At 48.2% G+C, this 16,214-nt stretch carries 12 protein-coding genes; 9 read left to right on the top strand and 3 right to left on the bottom strand.

Annotated elements, in window-relative coordinates; genetic code table 11:
* Window positions 1-83: 83 nt before the first annotated feature.
* The 3 genes from pyrF to J3491_RS01010 all read left to right on the top strand — a co-directional run bounded on the left by pyrF (window position 84) and on the right by J3491_RS01010 (window position 2,726).
* Entirely contained in the window at window positions 84-782 is a 699-nt protein-coding gene (gene pyrF, locus J3491_RS01020; RefSeq protein ID WP_207968902.1) for an orotidine-5'-phosphate decarboxylase, read from the top strand.
* Window positions 783-965: 183 nt separating this feature from the next.
* Window positions 966-1,763 (top strand): metallophosphoesterase, encoded by a 798-nt coding sequence (locus J3491_RS01015; protein ID WP_207968901.1) that lies wholly within the window; start codon window positions 966-968, stop codon window positions 1,761-1,763.
* Between the two features lie 126 nt (window positions 1,764-1,889).
* Entirely contained in the window at window positions 1,890-2,726 is an 837-nt protein-coding gene (locus J3491_RS01010) for a histidine phosphatase family protein (protein ID WP_207968933.1), read from the top strand.
* A gap of 165 nt (window positions 2,727-2,891) precedes the next feature.
* Here the strand turns inward: J3491_RS01010 and rpsT are convergent, their stop codons facing one another.
* Window positions 2,892-3,158 (bottom strand): 30S ribosomal protein S20, encoded by a 267-nt coding sequence (gene rpsT / locus J3491_RS01005; RefSeq protein ID WP_010200097.1) that lies wholly within the window; start codon window positions 3,156-3,158, stop codon window positions 2,892-2,894.
* A gap of 509 nt (window positions 3,159-3,667) precedes the next feature.
* Here rpsT and J3491_RS01000 point away from each other — a divergent pair.
* The 6 genes from J3491_RS01000 to J3491_RS00975 all read left to right on the top strand — a co-directional run bounded on the left by J3491_RS01000 (window position 3,668) and on the right by J3491_RS00975 (window position 13,704).
* Entirely contained in the window at window positions 3,668-4,369 is a 702-nt protein-coding gene (locus J3491_RS01000) for an NAD-dependent epimerase/dehydratase family protein (protein WP_075100706.1), read from the top strand.
* Between the two features lie 98 nt (window positions 4,370-4,467).
* A complete protein-coding gene (gene rraA, locus J3491_RS00995; protein WP_207968932.1) occupies window positions 4,468-4,983 on the top strand; it encodes a ribonuclease E activity regulator RraA in 516 nt (171 codons plus the stop codon).
* Window positions 4,984-5,148: 165 nt separating this feature from the next.
* Window positions 5,149-8,832 carry a transcription-repair coupling factor gene (gene mfd / locus J3491_RS00990; protein ID WP_207968900.1) on the top strand — a complete coding sequence of 1,228 codons (3,684 nt, stop codon included), beginning with the start codon at window positions 5,149-5,151 and terminating at the stop codon, window positions 8,830-8,832.
* A 223-nt stretch (window positions 8,833-9,055) separates the two neighbouring features.
* Window positions 9,056-9,490, top strand: a complete 435-nt coding sequence (locus J3491_RS00985; RefSeq protein ID WP_075100708.1) for an HIT domain-containing protein — start codon at window positions 9,056-9,058, stop codon at window positions 9,488-9,490.
* Between the two features lie 297 nt (window positions 9,491-9,787).
* Complete coding sequence (locus J3491_RS00980) at window positions 9,788-11,995, top strand: neutral/alkaline non-lysosomal ceramidase N-terminal domain-containing protein (RefSeq protein ID WP_243456002.1); 2,208 nt, start codon at window positions 9,788-9,790, stop codon at window positions 11,993-11,995.
* 296 nt (window positions 11,996-12,291) lie between these two features.
* Window positions 12,292-13,704 (top strand): adenylate/guanylate cyclase domain-containing protein, encoded by a 1,413-nt coding sequence (locus J3491_RS00975; RefSeq protein WP_207968899.1) that lies wholly within the window; start codon window positions 12,292-12,294, stop codon window positions 13,702-13,704.
* 146 nt (window positions 13,705-13,850) lie between these two features.
* Here J3491_RS00975 and fdx read toward each other — a convergent pair whose 3' ends face one another.
* Window positions 13,851-14,189 (bottom strand): ISC system 2Fe-2S type ferredoxin, encoded by a 339-nt coding sequence (gene fdx / locus J3491_RS00970; protein WP_075100710.1) that lies wholly within the window; start codon window positions 14,187-14,189, stop codon window positions 13,851-13,853.
* Window positions 14,190-14,308: 119 nt separating this feature from the next.
* Window positions 14,309-16,186: a Fe-S protein assembly chaperone HscA gene (gene hscA, locus J3491_RS00965; RefSeq protein WP_207968898.1), complete on the bottom strand. Its 1,878-nt coding sequence runs from the start codon at window positions 16,184-16,186 to the stop codon at window positions 14,309-14,311.
* Window positions 16,187-16,214: the final 28 nt, after the last annotated feature.

Here is a 16,214-nt window from a genome sequence, read left to right as displayed (position 1 = left end):
AAACTTGCGAGACAGGTGAGTTGATAGCCATCCGTTTGGTCGCTGTTTGGTTTTTTTAACTTCGATATAAATGTGGCAACACTATGAATAATGCAATCAAATCTCCTGTCGTTGTCGCCTTAGACAATATGACAATGGAAGCGTCGCTCGCGCTGGCTGACAAGCTCGATCCAGCGCTGTGCCGTTTAAAGGTAGGCAAAGAGCTGTTTACTCGCTGTGGCCCTGATATCATCAAGGCACTGCACCAACGTGATTTTGAAGTGTTTTTAGATCTTAAATTTCATGATATCCCTAATACTACGGCACAGGCGGTACTCGCGGCGGCTGATTTGGGTGTGTGGATGGTCAATGTGCATGCGAGCGCAGGCTTAGAAGCGATGTCGCTTGCCAAACAGCGCTTGTTGGATAATAACTTAGATACCTTGCTGATTGCGGTCACGGTGCTGACTTCTATGGACAATCAAGCATTGACGCAGACGGGTATTACCGATGGGCTGGATACACAAGTCAGTCGCCTAGCACAGCTGACCAAGCAAGCAGGTCTCGATGGCGTGGTCTGCTCAGCACAAGAAGCTCAGAGCCTAAAGGCACTATGTGGTCAGGATTTTAAACTGGTGACGCCTGGTATTCGCCTCGCTGAGGACAATGCTGACGACCAAAAACGCATCTGTACGCCTGCCCAAGCGCTACAAGATGGTGCTGACTATCTGGTGATCGGACGTTCTATCACGCAGGCGGCCGACCCAGCGGCCAAACTGCAGCGGATACTTGAGGGTATCTAGCCTAAGTCAAAGACAAAGAAAAGAGACAGCCTAAGCCGCTGTCTTTTTGCTTTTTGCGGGTAGATAAAAAGGTGCTACACTACTTAAAATTTATGTTGATATCTATGACAAAAAATACGCTATGCTTCTATGCATCGTCTGATTGATTTTTGTCCTTGATGTCCTAAGACACTATTGGAAGATATGAAATTACAGATTTTAAGTGACTTGCATATTGATAGCTATGCACGTCAGTCGCATCCGATGGGGCATATCCCCAAGACTGATGCCGATGTGGTGCTGGTCGCAGGCGATACGGCCAATAGCGACAGCGGTATGCCGTGGTTACAAGCGCAAGCGGCCCGTCTGCAGGTACCTCTGATCACCATTGCAGGCAATCATGAATACTTCAATGAAGACGTGCTGCATTTTGATAAAAAGCTGACCATTTGGGATAACTATGATGCCAAGTCGCAGCAAGGCGTGCGGGTTTTACAGTGTCAACACATCGATATTGGAGACGTACGTATCTTGGGCTGCACCTTATGGACGGATTATCAGTATCAGGCCAATGAAGAAACCATGGCAGCGGCCAAGCGTTTTATGCGTGACTATAAACAAATCTATGCCGGTAGCGAGTTGTTTTCCCCTGAGGTGTCCATGCAACTGCATGCTAAGCAGCGTCAATGGCTACAGCAAGCATTAAAAACCGCTCAATCGCTTGGCAAAAAGACCATCGTCATGAGTCACCACAGCATCAGCCCGTTGTCGGTATCTGAGAAATATGCCAGTCTACCCAGTAATGCTGCTTTTGTGAGTGACTTGTCAAGCTGGATGCAGGAGGAATGGGCACCAGCGCTATGGGTGCATGGCCATACCCATGAAGCCTTTGATTATCGTATTGGTCGTACCCGAGTGGTTGTCAATCCACGTGCGTATCCCAACGAAGTCAGTAGTACCGAGATCGCATTTGCTTGGGATAAAGTGATTGAGCTTGATTAGATAGCATACTCTTGCTTGAGATAAAGCGCATAGCAGTGCTGGGCGGTTTTCATTTCGGTTTTGCTTATTTGCAACTGAATTTATATTTTGTTCATTCTTCACAAAAAATCTGCTACGCTTGCTGGCATGAGCAAATACTTCCACAACACTTTATCGAAACTATCTGCAGAAAGGCGTGCCAGTCATACGCCAAGCGCGCCCGCGCCGTCGCACCTGCCTGATAGTATGATCTCTTCAGTAAGCTTGTTGCCTGAAGACAAGCGCCTGATTTTATTTACCAGACACTCCCTGCGAGAGCGCTCTGACGGTAACGGCTTTGCCAGTTATCAGTTGCCATTGACTCCTAAAGGTCGCGTCTTGGCCAAGTCTTGGGGGCGCTGGTTGGCAGGTCATCTGCCATACTCTCTAGACGTGGATAGCATCTCAAGCCCTATCGGCCGCTGTATTGATACCGCGCAGCTTATGCAAGCAGGTGCAGGGTTACAGCGTGACATCCTACATCAGTCGCTGCTGGTAGAGCCTGGTAGCCTCGTTACTGACCCCGAGATTGCCACTCCGGTATTTAAAGAAATCGGCGTGCTTAATTTTATCAATCGTTTTTTACAAGGCAATCTTGCTGGCACCAAAAACGCCTATCAAGGCGGGCTTGATCTTTTATCGTTGTTTTATCAGCATCAGCCGCAGCCTGGACATCTTATGCTGGCGGTCAGTCACGATACGTTGCTGTCAGCGTTTTTGGCGGTGATGTTCGATGTGGTAGAGATTGATTGGAATGATTGGCCAAAGATGATGGAAGGGGTGTTTTTGTGGTTTGATGATAAGCCTTTTAAACAAGCCAGTGCCCACTTCGTCTGGCGCGGTGAGGTCTATATACGGCCGATTGCGACGTTGTTAGAAGGGTACCGTGCAGCAGGGTTTCATCCAAATACATTGCTGTTGCCACCAGAGGTGAGGTGGGACTAAGCTTAGCATCAGCAGTGCCATGGTTGAATGTTCAACAGGCCCTATAAACGAGGCTTTGTTTTTATGGTTTTTTGCGCATAAAAAAACCTTGCCTCAGCATAAGAACTGATGACAAGGTTTTGATCATCACCCAAACAGAGTGATGCGGTCTAAACGTAACCCATCTTAAGCTTGTAAGCCTTTGATGGTTTTGTTTAGGCGGCTCTTACGACGAGCAGCTTTATTCTTATGAATAATACCTTTGTCAGCCATACGATCAAGAACAGGTACCGCTTTTTTGTAAGCTTCGGTAGCCGCGTCATAATCTTTAGCTGCGATAGCCGCATCAACACGTTTTAAGTAAGTACGAACCATAGAGCGTTGTGACGCAGAGTTCTGACGACGTTTGGTGTTTTGACGGGCGCGTTTACGAGCTTGTGCAGTATTAGCCACGCGTATCTCCTTGATAAAGACAGATAAAAATATGAATGTTGATTGCAATAATGGGTTTAACAATCATCGGTGACGAGCAGCCGTCTCGTCAAACATGATGTCGATGTCCAATACTAAAGTATCTAATATCGGTAGTCATCGCAAGCGTCAGAACTGTTTGGAATAATTAAACAGCGTTGACGTGTAAAGCCGGTTATCTTAGCAAATTATTGTGCTTAGGACAATATATTTGATGGTTAATCGGTAAAGAAGTTATGCTATTTTATCAATATTCGGTTTTTTCATGTATCTACTCTCAAAGGGTACGGCCAGTAAAAGGCTTGACGGATAAAATCTCTTACAATAAATTCGCTATAATACCCTCACCGCCGAGTGATTTTAGGTATGATACGCAAGCGGTAAGTTAAAATAGCGCCCAGATATGCTGGCGGATAAGCGAATACGATAAATAAAGAGAATGCTTTGTATAAGAGTGCTCTCATATCTCATACGATACGAATGGATAAGATATGCAGCGAAAAGCAATTGTGATTGGCGCGACAGGATTGGTAGGGCAATATCTTGTCAAGCAGCTAAGTGAGCTTTATGACACGTTGATTGTGATTGCACGGCGTCCGCCACGCTATATCAATGCTAGCATGAGGTTTTATCAGGTCAATGATTTTGACAATTTGGCTGAGGTGTTTGCCAGTGTCGGCGCTGATCGCAGCACCGATGCTTTTAGCTGTCTTGGTACGACCAAAAAGCAAGCTGGCAGTGATGAAGCCTTTCATAAAGTGGATCATGACTACAATGTGACGTTTGCTACGCTGTGCCGCGAGAAAGGGGTAGAAAACTTCTTTTTATTGTCTGCGATGAATGCTGATATCGACAGTCGGTTTTTGTACAACCGAGTCAAGGCGGAGACCGAGCAGTCCATCATGGCGCTAAACTTTGCCCATTTGGTGATTTTTCGGCCATCGTTGTTGCTCGGTAAGCACAAAGGTCGCCCGCTTGAGAGCCTAGGTCAAAAAGCCTTTAAGCTCGTTTCGCCTTTGGTGCCGGAGTCATTACCCCTGCATCCTATTTCTGCAAAACGTGTTGCTAGCGCCATGGCCATGAGCGCCCATGATATCTACGAGCGTAGTAAGTACCGCCGTGAGCCTGCGATTACCACCACAGATATCATCGAAAATAAACAAATGCTGGCAATGACTAAAGTCAAAAAATAGCCTAAGTAAAAATATCAATCATACTTTTTATACCCTTTAATCCTAGCCAACAACGAACAAGGAGTGTACTCATGTCAAACGCAGCAGCAGAGCCTACCATGAACCAAGAAAATTTTGTGACGTGTGATTTATTGGATGCCAATCCTGAGTCGCAAGTATGCCTGCCAAATATCGAAGGCAAGTCGTTTTATAGCTTTGGTGGCAAAGATCGGTTTTGCGGTGAGATTGTGACGGTCAAGTGTTTTGAAGACAACAGCCGTGTCAAGTCACTATTAAACAGCGATGGTAAAGACAATAAGGGCAATGGAAAGGTACTGGTGGTCGATGGTGGTGGCTCGATGCGCTGTGCGCTGCTCGGCGATATGATTGCCCAGTCGGCGATTGATAATGGTTGGGCTGGGGTCATCGTGTACGGCTGTGTCCGTGATGTCGATGATATGGCACAGATGGATATTGGTGTCATGGCGCTTGGCTGTATCCCGCGTAAGTCGACGCGCCGTGACGAAGGCCAAACCGATCTCGAGATTAGCTTTGGGGATTTGACCCTAAATTCAGGCATGTTTGTCTATGCAGACAATAACGGTATTATCGCGAGCGACAAGCCTCTGCTTTAAGCCGACTGCCAAGCCTAGCCCAACCATTAATATGAAATCTCGGCTTAAGCGTTGAGGTTTTTGTGCGTGATGTGCTGAGTGACAAACCGTTACGGCATAAATTTTGGTAATTGCATAAATATTCGTATAATAGCTTTCTGACTCTTAACTTTGATCTTATCCTCTATGCCTATCACTGCTTTGACTGACGCGTTTGACCCTATTAACCAGCAGTTGTTTCCTATCGCTCATGCCGAGCGGCGCTGGCTGACCCCTGTTTATGGTGCGGTCAGTAGTCTATGGCTGGCAAGCTTGATGCAAGCGTTGGTATGGGACGTGTCCGAGCGTCTAAAAGTAGTGGTAACGCGCGATCAAAACCAGCTCAATCAGATAGAAACCGAGCTGGCGTTTTGCGGCGTCGATGCCTATGTGTTTCCTGATTGGGAGACGCTGACCTACGATGAGCTGTCCCCGCATCAAGACATCGTCAGCGAGCGTATCAACCTATTGACCGATATGCCCACTAAAGGCGTGCTGCTCATCTCGGTGCAGGCGCTCATGCACCGGATCGCCCCGCCAAGCTGGCTGATAGGGCAGCATTTTGATTTGAGTGTCGGTGATCGCTTTGATATTAATACTCAGCGCGAGCTGCTTGCAAAGGCAGGCTACCGTGCGGTCGAAAACGTCTTTGAGCCAGGCGAGTTTGCGGTACGCGGTAGTATTGTCGATATCTTTGCTATGGGGCAGCCATTTCCGCTACGTTTAGACTTGTTTGATGATGAAATCGAAACCATTCGCTTTTTTAATCCGCAGACGCAGCGTACGCTGACCGTCGACGATCTAAAAAACATGATGAGTGGTAACGACAGTAGCATCGGCAAAGAGTCACTGTCGCTACTGCATAAACTGCCTGATATCTCAAAACCTATTCAGCAGTTTCAGATACTACCTGCCAAAGAGTTTCCGCTCGATGAAGGGCGCGAGACGTTTCGGACCAACTTTGCAGCGATGTTTCCCAATACCAGCAGTCGCAAGTCTGAGCTGCATAAAGATGTGATGGCGGGTATCGCCAGTAGCGGGCTTGAGTACTATCAGCCATTGTTTTTTGATTTGGATGACTGGCAAGCTGACAGCAGCTTGTTTGCTTATTTGCCAGATGACGCTCTGTTTATCATCGATGAGCGAATCCACGAAACACAAGCGGATTATTGGTCGCAGATTCAGCGCCGTTATGAAGAGCGCAGGCACGATATCGACAAACCCATTGTCGCCCCAGAATTGTTATATTTATTATCAAATACCTTAAACGAGCATCTTAACCACTATCCGCGAGTGATGCTCAGTGCGCATGAGACGCGCGCGGCGATAGACAATGATGCCTCATCGACCGCACAGGCTGCCTTTAATCGGCAAGGGTTGGTCACACTCACGGCGCAACAACCGCCGCAGCTGGCGGTCAATCACCAAAAAGCAGAACCATTGGCCGATTTGCTAGAGTTTTTGCTACAGCAAGCACAAACAGCGACGCCGGTGCTGATCGTTGCCGAAACAGCAGGGCGCCGTGAGATTTTGATAGAGCTGTTTAAGGGTAAGGTAGATACCAAAGCGTATGATAGCTTTGAAGCGTTTTTGGCCGCTGATAAGGTCACAACCCTTAGTGACAATAACTTGCCGCAGGTAGGGCTGACGGTGGCGCCTATCGAGCGCGGGGTGTATATTCCTGAGCGCCTGGTGGTGATCAGTGAGACTCAGCTGTTTGGTAGGCAAGTGCTACAAACACGTCGCCGCCGCCAAAGCGGGGTGTCAGAAGAGTTTTTGGTCAAAAGCGTCACAGAGATTACCGAAGGCAGCCCAGTGGTGCATATCGAGCATGGTATCGGCCGCTATAATGGGCTGATTACCTTAGATGTCGGCGATGGCGAGCAAGAGTTTATTCATCTAAAATACGCGGACGACGCCAGTATTTATGTACCCGTTGCCAATTTGCAAATGATCAGCCGCTACAGCGGTGGTGACCCCGCGCTTGCACCACTCCATAAAATAGGTAGCGGCAAGTGGGACAAAGCCAAACAAAAAGCGCTGGAGCAAATCCATGATGTCGCCGCCGAGCTGCTCAATATGCAGGCAAGGCGTGAGGCCAAAGTCGGTATTCATTTCAAGATTGACCCTTCACAATATGAGCTGTTTGCCAGTCAGTTTGCCTTTGAAGAGACCGCCGATCAGGCCAATGCTATCCATGCGGTGATGGAGGACATGAGACAAAACCAGCCGATGGATCGCCTCATTTGCGGTGATGTGGGTTTTGGCAAGACAGAAGTGGCGATGCGCGCGGCGTTCATTGCGGTCAGTGCCGGTTATCAAGTGGCGGTATTGGTGCCAACGACGCTGCTGGCAGGTCAGCACGAAGACAATTTTCGCGACCGTTTTGCCGATTGGCCAGTACGTATCGAGACATTATCGCGTTTTGGTGGCAAAAAGCATCAAGAGACGGTATTGGCAGACCTTGCCGCGGGTAAGGTGGATATCGTCATCGGTACCCATAAACTGTTGCAGCCGGATGTAAAGTTTGCCAATTTGGGGCTGATGATTGTTGATGAAGAGCACCGCTTTGGTGTGCGCCACAAAGAGCGTATCAAAGCCATTCAGACCGATGTAGACAGTATGTCGATGACAGCGACGCCGATTCCGCGTACGCTTAATATGGCACTATCTGGCATGCGTGATATGTCGATTATCGCCACGCCGCCTGCTCGTCGTCTGGCGATCAAAACCTTTGTCATGCAAAAGACCGATGCCTTGATGAAAGAGGCTATCTTGCGTGAGCTATTACGCGGCGGGCAAGTCTACCTGCTGCATAATGATGTGGCGAGCATTGAGCGCATGGCAGAGACGATACGTGAGCTGGTGCCCGAGGCTAGAGTGGGGGTCGCGCATGGGCAGATGCAAGAGCGCCAGCTTGAGCAGATTATGGAGCAGTTTTATCATAAAAAGTTCAATGTGCTGGTGTGTTCGACCATCATCGAGACCGGTATCGACGTACCAAATGCCAATACTATCATCATTGAGCGCGCGGATAAGTTTGGTCTGGCGCAGCTGCATCAGCTGCGAGGCCGCGTAGGCCGTAGTCATCATCAGGCGTATTGCTACTTGCTCGTGCCATCTATCAAAGGCTTAAAAGGCGATGCCAAGCGCCGTCTGCACGCCATTGAACGCGCCAATACATTGGGTGCAGGCTTTATGCTGGCGAGTGAGGATTTGGAGATTCGCGGGGCAGGTGAGATACTGGGCAAGCAGCAAAGCGGTAACATGCAAGCCATTGGCTTTAGCTTGTATATGGATATGCTAGAGCGTGCGACAAAGGCCATCAAGGCGGGCAAAGAGCCTGATTTGAATACCCCATTGTCACTGACCAGTGAGATCAATCTGCACAGCTCAGCGCTGATACCAGAAGAATACTTGCATGATGTGCATCAGCGTTTGCTATTTTATAAGCGCATCAGTAATGCTGATGATTTTGAGGCGCTCACCGATATCCGTACCGAGATGATTGATCGTTTTGGCACACTGCCAGATCAGACCAAGCATTTATTTGCCATCCATAGACTGCGCATACAGGCCGAGCCATTGAAGATCAACAAAATCGATGCCAATAGTAGCAGCATGACGTTAGAGTTTGCTCCTGATACGCCAGTTGACGCCTTGGCAATTATCCAGCTTATTCAAAAAGATGGACAGCGCTACCGGATGAATGGCGCCTCTGGCATTCGCTATCAAGATGCCGATAAGCTGGCCACGCCTCAGCAACGCGTGACTGTGCTTGAGGAGTTGCTACGCTACTTTAGCGAGCATATGGTAGCAGAGCCTGCTTAGCACTTCGAGTGACGTCAATCATCATATCAAGCGCCGCATCTATTAGGCAGCAGCACAGTAAAACAGCAGCCAATCTATCAAGGCGCTATTTTATCTACTGGATAACTGATAAAATAGCAGATACTCTGTGTCTACTCTATGGCCTATAGCGTCCGATAGGTCTTGGCCACCCTTATTTTTAGTATCTAAGCGTTATCCCCTTCATAACAAGAGAACCGTCATTATGTTCCAACTTCATCATAAACTTGCAGCCGACAGTTTTTTGGTGGGAGATTTCCCATTATCGACCTGCCGTTTAATCAATGATTGTCAGTTTCCTTGGTTGATATTGGTGCCACGTGTCTCTGGTATCAAAGAATTGTATGAGCTGTCTGAGGCCGACCAAGCGCAGTTTTTGCGTGAGTCGAGCTGGTTGTCCAGCCAACTTGCCAAGACTTTTCAGGCTGACAAGATGAACGTGGCTGCGCTGGGCAATCAGGTGCCGCAGCTTCATTTTCATCATATCGTTCGTTATCAAAACGATATGCAGTGGCCCAACCCAGTGTGGGGCGTCCCTGCTGTACCTTACACCAAAGAAGTACTGGCGCAAATGCAGCAAACCTTGATGATGGCGCTGCGTGGTCATCATCAAATGCCGTTTGATTGGCAGATGCAGTAGGTCTTTTAGCAATAAGCCTTTGGTAATAAACGGTTAAATACGCATAGTCATGAGCGTCGTCTGTAAGCATAGCTCTCTGTGTTAATGAGTTTATTGTACGGCTTTACGAAAAATATTTTACATTTGTCTGTCAGTCGTTATATTAGAGTGTAAGTTGGCTACATGGATATAGCCAGCTTGTCAGCTCAGTGTCTTTGCTGCGTCACATCAGAGTAGATGCGGTGCGAAGTGCTGAGACCTTCAATTTTAAATCAAGATTGTTTGATTTAAAGTTTCACTCTATGTTAAGGACAACAAATGGCTACTTCCTCTATCTCACCACCCTCGTCACGACGATCTACTATGTTGTTTCTCTCGATTTGTACCGCGTTGCTGGGTATGACGGCCTGTGAAACAGACTCTACTGAGCCTACCGCCATGTCGCCCGCGGCAACACAAACCATCACAACTGATGCTGACCCATCTAACCGCTCTATTACGTCAAACTTTAGCGCCAGCGCTGCTGCTAAATCGGTCGCGCACCGTTACCTTGTCGGTACTGGTAAAGCCGACATCACAGGAGCTGCAGCCGAAACGGGCATGTTTGGCTATGCTGCAGGTCAGGTGGTGCAGGGTATCAATGATCGTCTATATTCTCATGCTTTTATTGTCGGCGAAGCGGATAGCAATGCAGGTAACCGAGTCGTCTATGTCTCAGCGGATATGGGCGCGATGTTTACCGCGGTCAAGCTTGAGGTTATCAAACGCTTGCAAGCAGATTTTGGCGACTTGTATAACGATGATAATGTGATGCTTGCCGCCACGCATACTCATGTGGGAAATGCTGGCTACTCGCATCAGCAGCTGTATCAAATCGCCAGCACGGACGACACACTAGCGGGCTATAGTCAGCAAAACTTCAACGCTATCGTCGGCGGAATTGTCACTTCGATCAAACGCGCTCATGAGTCATTGACGCCAGGGACGTTGTCTGTGGCACAAGGCGAGTTAAAAGGGGCGACTGTTAACCGTTCACAGATTGCGTATAACAACAATGTCGATGCGCAAGAGTTTGATAGTAATGTCAATGAGACCATGACTCAGCTGCGCCTAGATGCTGCCGATGGCACACCGATGGGACTGATCAATTGGTTTGCCCTGCACCCGACCAGCTTTAGCAATCAGTTTATGCATCTTAGCGCGGACAACAAGGGCTACGCTCAGCTTGGCGCCGAAAAGCTGTTTAATAACAACGCGGACAGACCTTTTGTCGCGGCCTTTGCCAATGCTGATGAAGGGGATGTATTGGCGGCAGGCGGTAATGCCAACTCAAAACCCGGCTTTCAGGGTAGTGATGACGAATGGGAAAACGTCCGACGCGATGGGCAACTGCAGCTTGATAAGGCTGCTGAACTATGGCATCAAGGTGCCCCTGTCGCGGGGCCGGTGGATGTCCGCGCACGCTGGGTTGATCTAAAAGGCTATCAGGTCGAAAGCAGGTTCACCAATGGTGCGGGTGACAAAGTCTTATGTACGCCTGCCCGAGGTTATTCTTTTGCTGCAGGCGGCGAAAACGGGCCATCAAATATCCCTGGCATATACGAAGGCATGACGCGCGCGAGCTTTCGGATCAATGATGATATCAATAAAGTCGATCAGTCGCTTTTGGCCAGTTTGACACGCGGCGCCTTTGGTATCGTCTCAACCGTCAATCAAGACGACTGTCAGGCAGAAAAACAAGTGCTATTGCCAACTGGCAAGTGGGGCTGGATAAATACTGAGCAGCCTGTCCAGCTCATGCGTATCGGTAATATCGCTATTGTGGCTATTCCTGGCGAGCCGACCACCATGGCGGGGCGGCGGATACGAGCCGCTGTACTTGCTCAGCTAAAAGACGCAGGGGTCGATACCGTCATTGTCAACGGTTTGGCCAATAACTATAGCGGCTATTTGAGTACACGTGAGGAGTTTGCCGCCCAGCATTATGAAGGTGCCTCTACGGAGTATGGCCCTTATCAAACGGCGGCGTATATACAGGAGTATAGCCAGTTAGCCGAAGCGCTACGCACCGGTACAGACGTGCCTGACAGTGCCGCACCACCTGATCGCTCACATAAGTCGTTTCATGAGCGTACAGGCGTGGTATTCGATGACAAACCCATACATCAACGTTGGGGGCAAGTGCTCACGCAGCCAAACCCTAGTTACCAAAGCGGGGAGGTCGCTACGGCGGTATTTCGCGCAGCGCACCCCAAAAACAACCTACGTACTGAAGACAGCTTTCTTAAGGTGCAGCGTTACCAAGATGGTCAATGGGTGGACTATCTAAGCGACCGTGACTTTGAGACCACCTACACGTGGCAGCGAGAAGGGGCGGCCTATAGCAAAGCGATTATCGATTGGCGCATCCGTGCCGATACGCCAGCAGGGACATATCGACTAACCCATGCTGGCGACTGGAAAAGCGGCTGGACAGGCAAAATTAAGCCTTATTCTGGCGCCTCAAGCAGCTTTAGGGTGCAGTAAGACAGCCTAGTATCAAGTAAGGCTATAAACTTGCTCATGATGGCTTGCTTATTAAGTGACCAACGGTAGGGTTTTGCGTATCAGTAACGTATGTTTTATAAAAATGAAAACGTATAATAATCTTTCAGGTTATTTTATACCAAACCTAAAGTGCCATCAGTGTTGGCGAGTTGCGTTTGTCTGCCTGTTGTTTGGATTTTGAAAATAGTATGTTCATAACGATATCGACTGTCTCTGTACTATTCTCCTGCTTCTAACATTTATCGATAGTCTGCGTTATTAAGCGAACACTTCATATGCCTCTTTTAGATACGTTGAGACCGAAATTTCCATCGCAGACGAATGGTATCTATCGATTCGACTATCCAGAAGTGTTTGTCTTGATCCTAACGGTTGTGCTTCTTGCCCTGCATTTTGACTTTAGTGCCACCTCGATGGCACTGCTGATCGTCGTTAGCCTGCCAAGCTTGCTGATTTTGATATATAACTATCGCCGTCAGACCAGTTTTTGGACCTCCAATATCGTCATTATTTTGCTGTCTGCAGTCATAGGCTCGATACAGCTGTGCACGGTCATGTCGATCAGTCTGGCAGCTTTGATTGCGCTACGTATTATTATTAGTAGTCCTGAAAACCAAATTAGACTGGTCATTGTCTCGATAGTGACTGTGATTGTTTTTTATTATGTCAGCGTGATTTTAAACAGCACGCAGATGGACTGCCATGACAGTTGGCTGCCGCCAGTGGTGCTACTGTCCAGTATGGCGGTGATGCTGTGTCAGTTTCGCTATGTGTATCAAAAGTACATGGGTCACCAACAGCGTGCGCAGCAAGCGGTAGGGCGTTTGGGTACCATGGTTTCAGTCATCAATAAGTTGACCCGTTTTGTGCCACCGCAGATTTGGGAGCCAATTGTAAAAACAGATGCGCCCGTTAGTGTGTCAAACAAACGTGCCAAGCTGACGATTATGTTTTCAGACATTGTGGGTTTTACAGAGCTGTCTGATAGTTTAAGCTCGGACAATCTGGCAGATATTTTAAATACCTATATGCACTGCATGACGGTCATCGCCAATAAGCATGGCGCTGTGCTTGATAAGTTCGTCGGCGATGGGATGGTGTGTTTTTTTGGAGAGCCTAGCAGTCAAGGCGCGCGTCAAGATGCGCTTGACTGTGTGGCAATGGCGCTAGACATGCGCCGTGAAATGCGTACCCTGAGGCATAAGTGGCGGCTTATGGGTTTTGCAGGGCTGTATATACGTGTTGGTATCACGACAGGCTATTGCCATGTCGGCAACTTCGGTAGCAATAATCGCTTGAGCTATACATTGATTGGCAAAGAGGCCAATCTCGCGGCGCGGCTGGAGAGTAGCGCGGGCAAAGATGAGATACTGGTCAGCGAAAGTACTTATGATTATGTTTGTCACAATTATGAGTGTCAGCATGCAGGTGCGTTTCAGCTCAAAGGCTTCGACGAAAAAGTCAATGCTTGGCAAGTCCTCGATCCTGATGCCAATAAAGGTCAGCTATCAAAATGGGTGGACCATACGTTACCAGGATTTAATTTGCATCTAAACTTCAAAGACATGAAAGATCAAGACTATCAAGACATCCGAGAACGTCTAAACCTCGCTCTCGAGCGTATCAAACAAGAGCAAGAAAAAGTAGCAAATACTATTGCAGCAGAGAGCCAGCGTCACAACGATTAATAGCGAATCTTTTACTGATTTGACATCTGTATGACCATATTTAATATGCCAGCACATTCGTAAGCAGACAAAAATGCCAACCATGATATGCAGTCATCGTTGGCGTTTTATGATGGCTTTGACTATATGTTATTAGTAGTATGTTATCAGTGGTTTTCTTTAGCATGGTTGAGCGTGTATTTGGGAATCTCGATGGTCAAGTCGTCGTCTTCGAGCATCACCTGACAAGACAAACGTGAGTCTGGCTCCAGACCCCAAGCACGGTCTAAAAGATCCGCTTCGATATCGTCCATCTCATCTAAGCTATTAAATCCTTTACGCACCACCACATGACAGGTAGTACAGGCTTTTGACATCTCACACGCGTGCTCTATCTTAATGCCTTTTTCTAGTAGGGCTTTGCAGAGGTTCTGGCCAGCTTCTAGCTCGACTTCAGTGCCTTCGGGGCAAATCTCATGATGAGGTAATACGGTAATCTTTGGCATAAATTATCTATCCGGTGCTAATCAATTAAAAAATAAAAACTCAAAAATATATCAGGCCTGCTATACGTCATCACATCTATCATGGCTAAGCCGTATATAGATAGATTCTATACGCGCTGTTACCAATCTTGAGCGCTGGTACCTGCCATGCTGGCCTTGACGCTTTGATTCATAATGCGAGCAGCAAATGCATCGCTATGTGGTTTGAGCTTGGCTTGTTCGGCTTCAATGAGAGTCAAGTCATCGGTGTTTAGTGCCGTTTGTAGCGCTTGTATTTGCTGTGTTAGAGCTTGCTGCTCATCAGGGGTCAGTAGGGCTGCAAACTCTTGCAACGCAGACTGTAGCGCCAACACTTCGCGTTCTGCCTCTACTTTTGTCTCAATCAAAGAGCGAGCGTTTTTGTCCGCTTCTGCATGCTCAAACCCTGCCATCAGTAGCTGCTCTTTTTGCTCATCAGACAAGCCATAAGAGGGTACAATCTCGATTTTGCTTTCAGTCTTAGTCGTGGTTTCTTGCGCGCTGACTGTCAGCTGTCCATTGGCATCAATGCTAAAGGTGACCTCGATACGGGCAAAGCCCGCTTTCATCGGTGGGATGCCATATAATTCAAAACGTCCAAGCGAACGGCAGTTTTCGACAGTTTCGCGCTCGCCTTGAACCACATGAATCACCATGCCTGTCTGACCGTCCTGATAGGTGGTAAATACTTGGCGTTTTTTGACAGGGATAGGGGTGTTACGGGGAATCAGCACCTCAACCAAGCCGCCCATAGTTTCAAGGCCGAGTGACAAGGGAGTGACATCTAATAATAAAAGTGTGTTGTCGCTATCGCCATTGACCAGCTGATGCGCGGTTTGTGCAGCTCCTAGAGCGACGACTTCATCTGGGTTTAAGCGGCAAAGTGGCTGCTTGCCAAAAAACGTGGTCACCACTTGTTGCACAGCTGGCATACGGGTTGAGCCGCCCACCAAGATGACTTCATCCAAATCGTCAATAGATAGCTTGGCATCGCGTAATACCTGCTCGCAGACGCTAAGCGTACGGCGATTGACAGGCTCAGCAATGGTCAATAAATCGTCACGGTGCAAGGTGCCTTGATAAGAGTGACCGTTGACCGTGATGTCGATAGCGACCTGCTCGGCGTCCGTCAAAACTTGCTTATATGCTTTGGCTTGCTGGGCAAGGATTGACTTGTCATGCCGACTGACGTCTTTTGGGTCAATACTTAATTGTTTGATCAACCAGTTGGTCAGCAAGCGGTCGATATCATCACCGCCTAGCGCACTGTTGCCGCCAGTTGCTAAGACTTCAAAAACCCCATCGGTGAGCTTTAAGATAGACACATCAAAGGTACCGCCGCCCAAATCATAAATTAAGTAATGGCTTTGCGTGTTGTCTTGATTGGGCTTATCAAGGCCGTAGGCGACAGCGGCAGCCGTGGGCTCATTTAACAGACGTAGCACATTGATACCAGCAGCTTGTGCAGCATCTTTGGTCGCTTGGCGCTGCGCCTCATCAAAATAAGCGGGAACAGTGATCACTGCCCCTTCGATACTGTCGGCAGGTAATGCGCTTGCGGCGCGCTGCTCGAGGGCGGCTAGGATACGTGCTGAGACTTCAACAGGGGATACCTTACCTTGGGCGGTGACAAAAGCTGGCATGTCGTCTGCATTGCCGCTTAACTCATAAGGATGAGAGAATTTAATATCTGCTTGACTACGACCCATAAAGCGCTTGGCGGATACGATGGTGTTTTTTGGGTCATCGGCCAAATGTGCTAGGGCATCATACCCTACCATGGGTTTGCCAGTGCTGGGGTAGTAGACGACAGAGGGCAGCAACGTATCGTTGTCAGCGCCTGCCTCTAAGACTTGCGCCTTGCCTGAGCGTACGACTGCGACCAGTGAGCGTGTGGTGCCAAGGTCGATACCTAGACCAAAACGATGCTGATGAGGTTGGGCACTTTGATTGGGTTCGGCAATTTGCAATAAAGACATAAAATCACTCAAAGATAAAATAAATAAA

It is taken from the genome of Psychrobacter halodurans (genome assembly GCF_017498075.1).
Classification (GTDB): domain Bacteria; phylum Pseudomonadota; class Gammaproteobacteria; order Pseudomonadales; family Moraxellaceae; genus Psychrobacter; species Psychrobacter celer.
The sequence above is the reverse complement of the archived record's forward strand: the minus strand, read 5'-3'. Positions and strand labels throughout refer to the sequence as shown.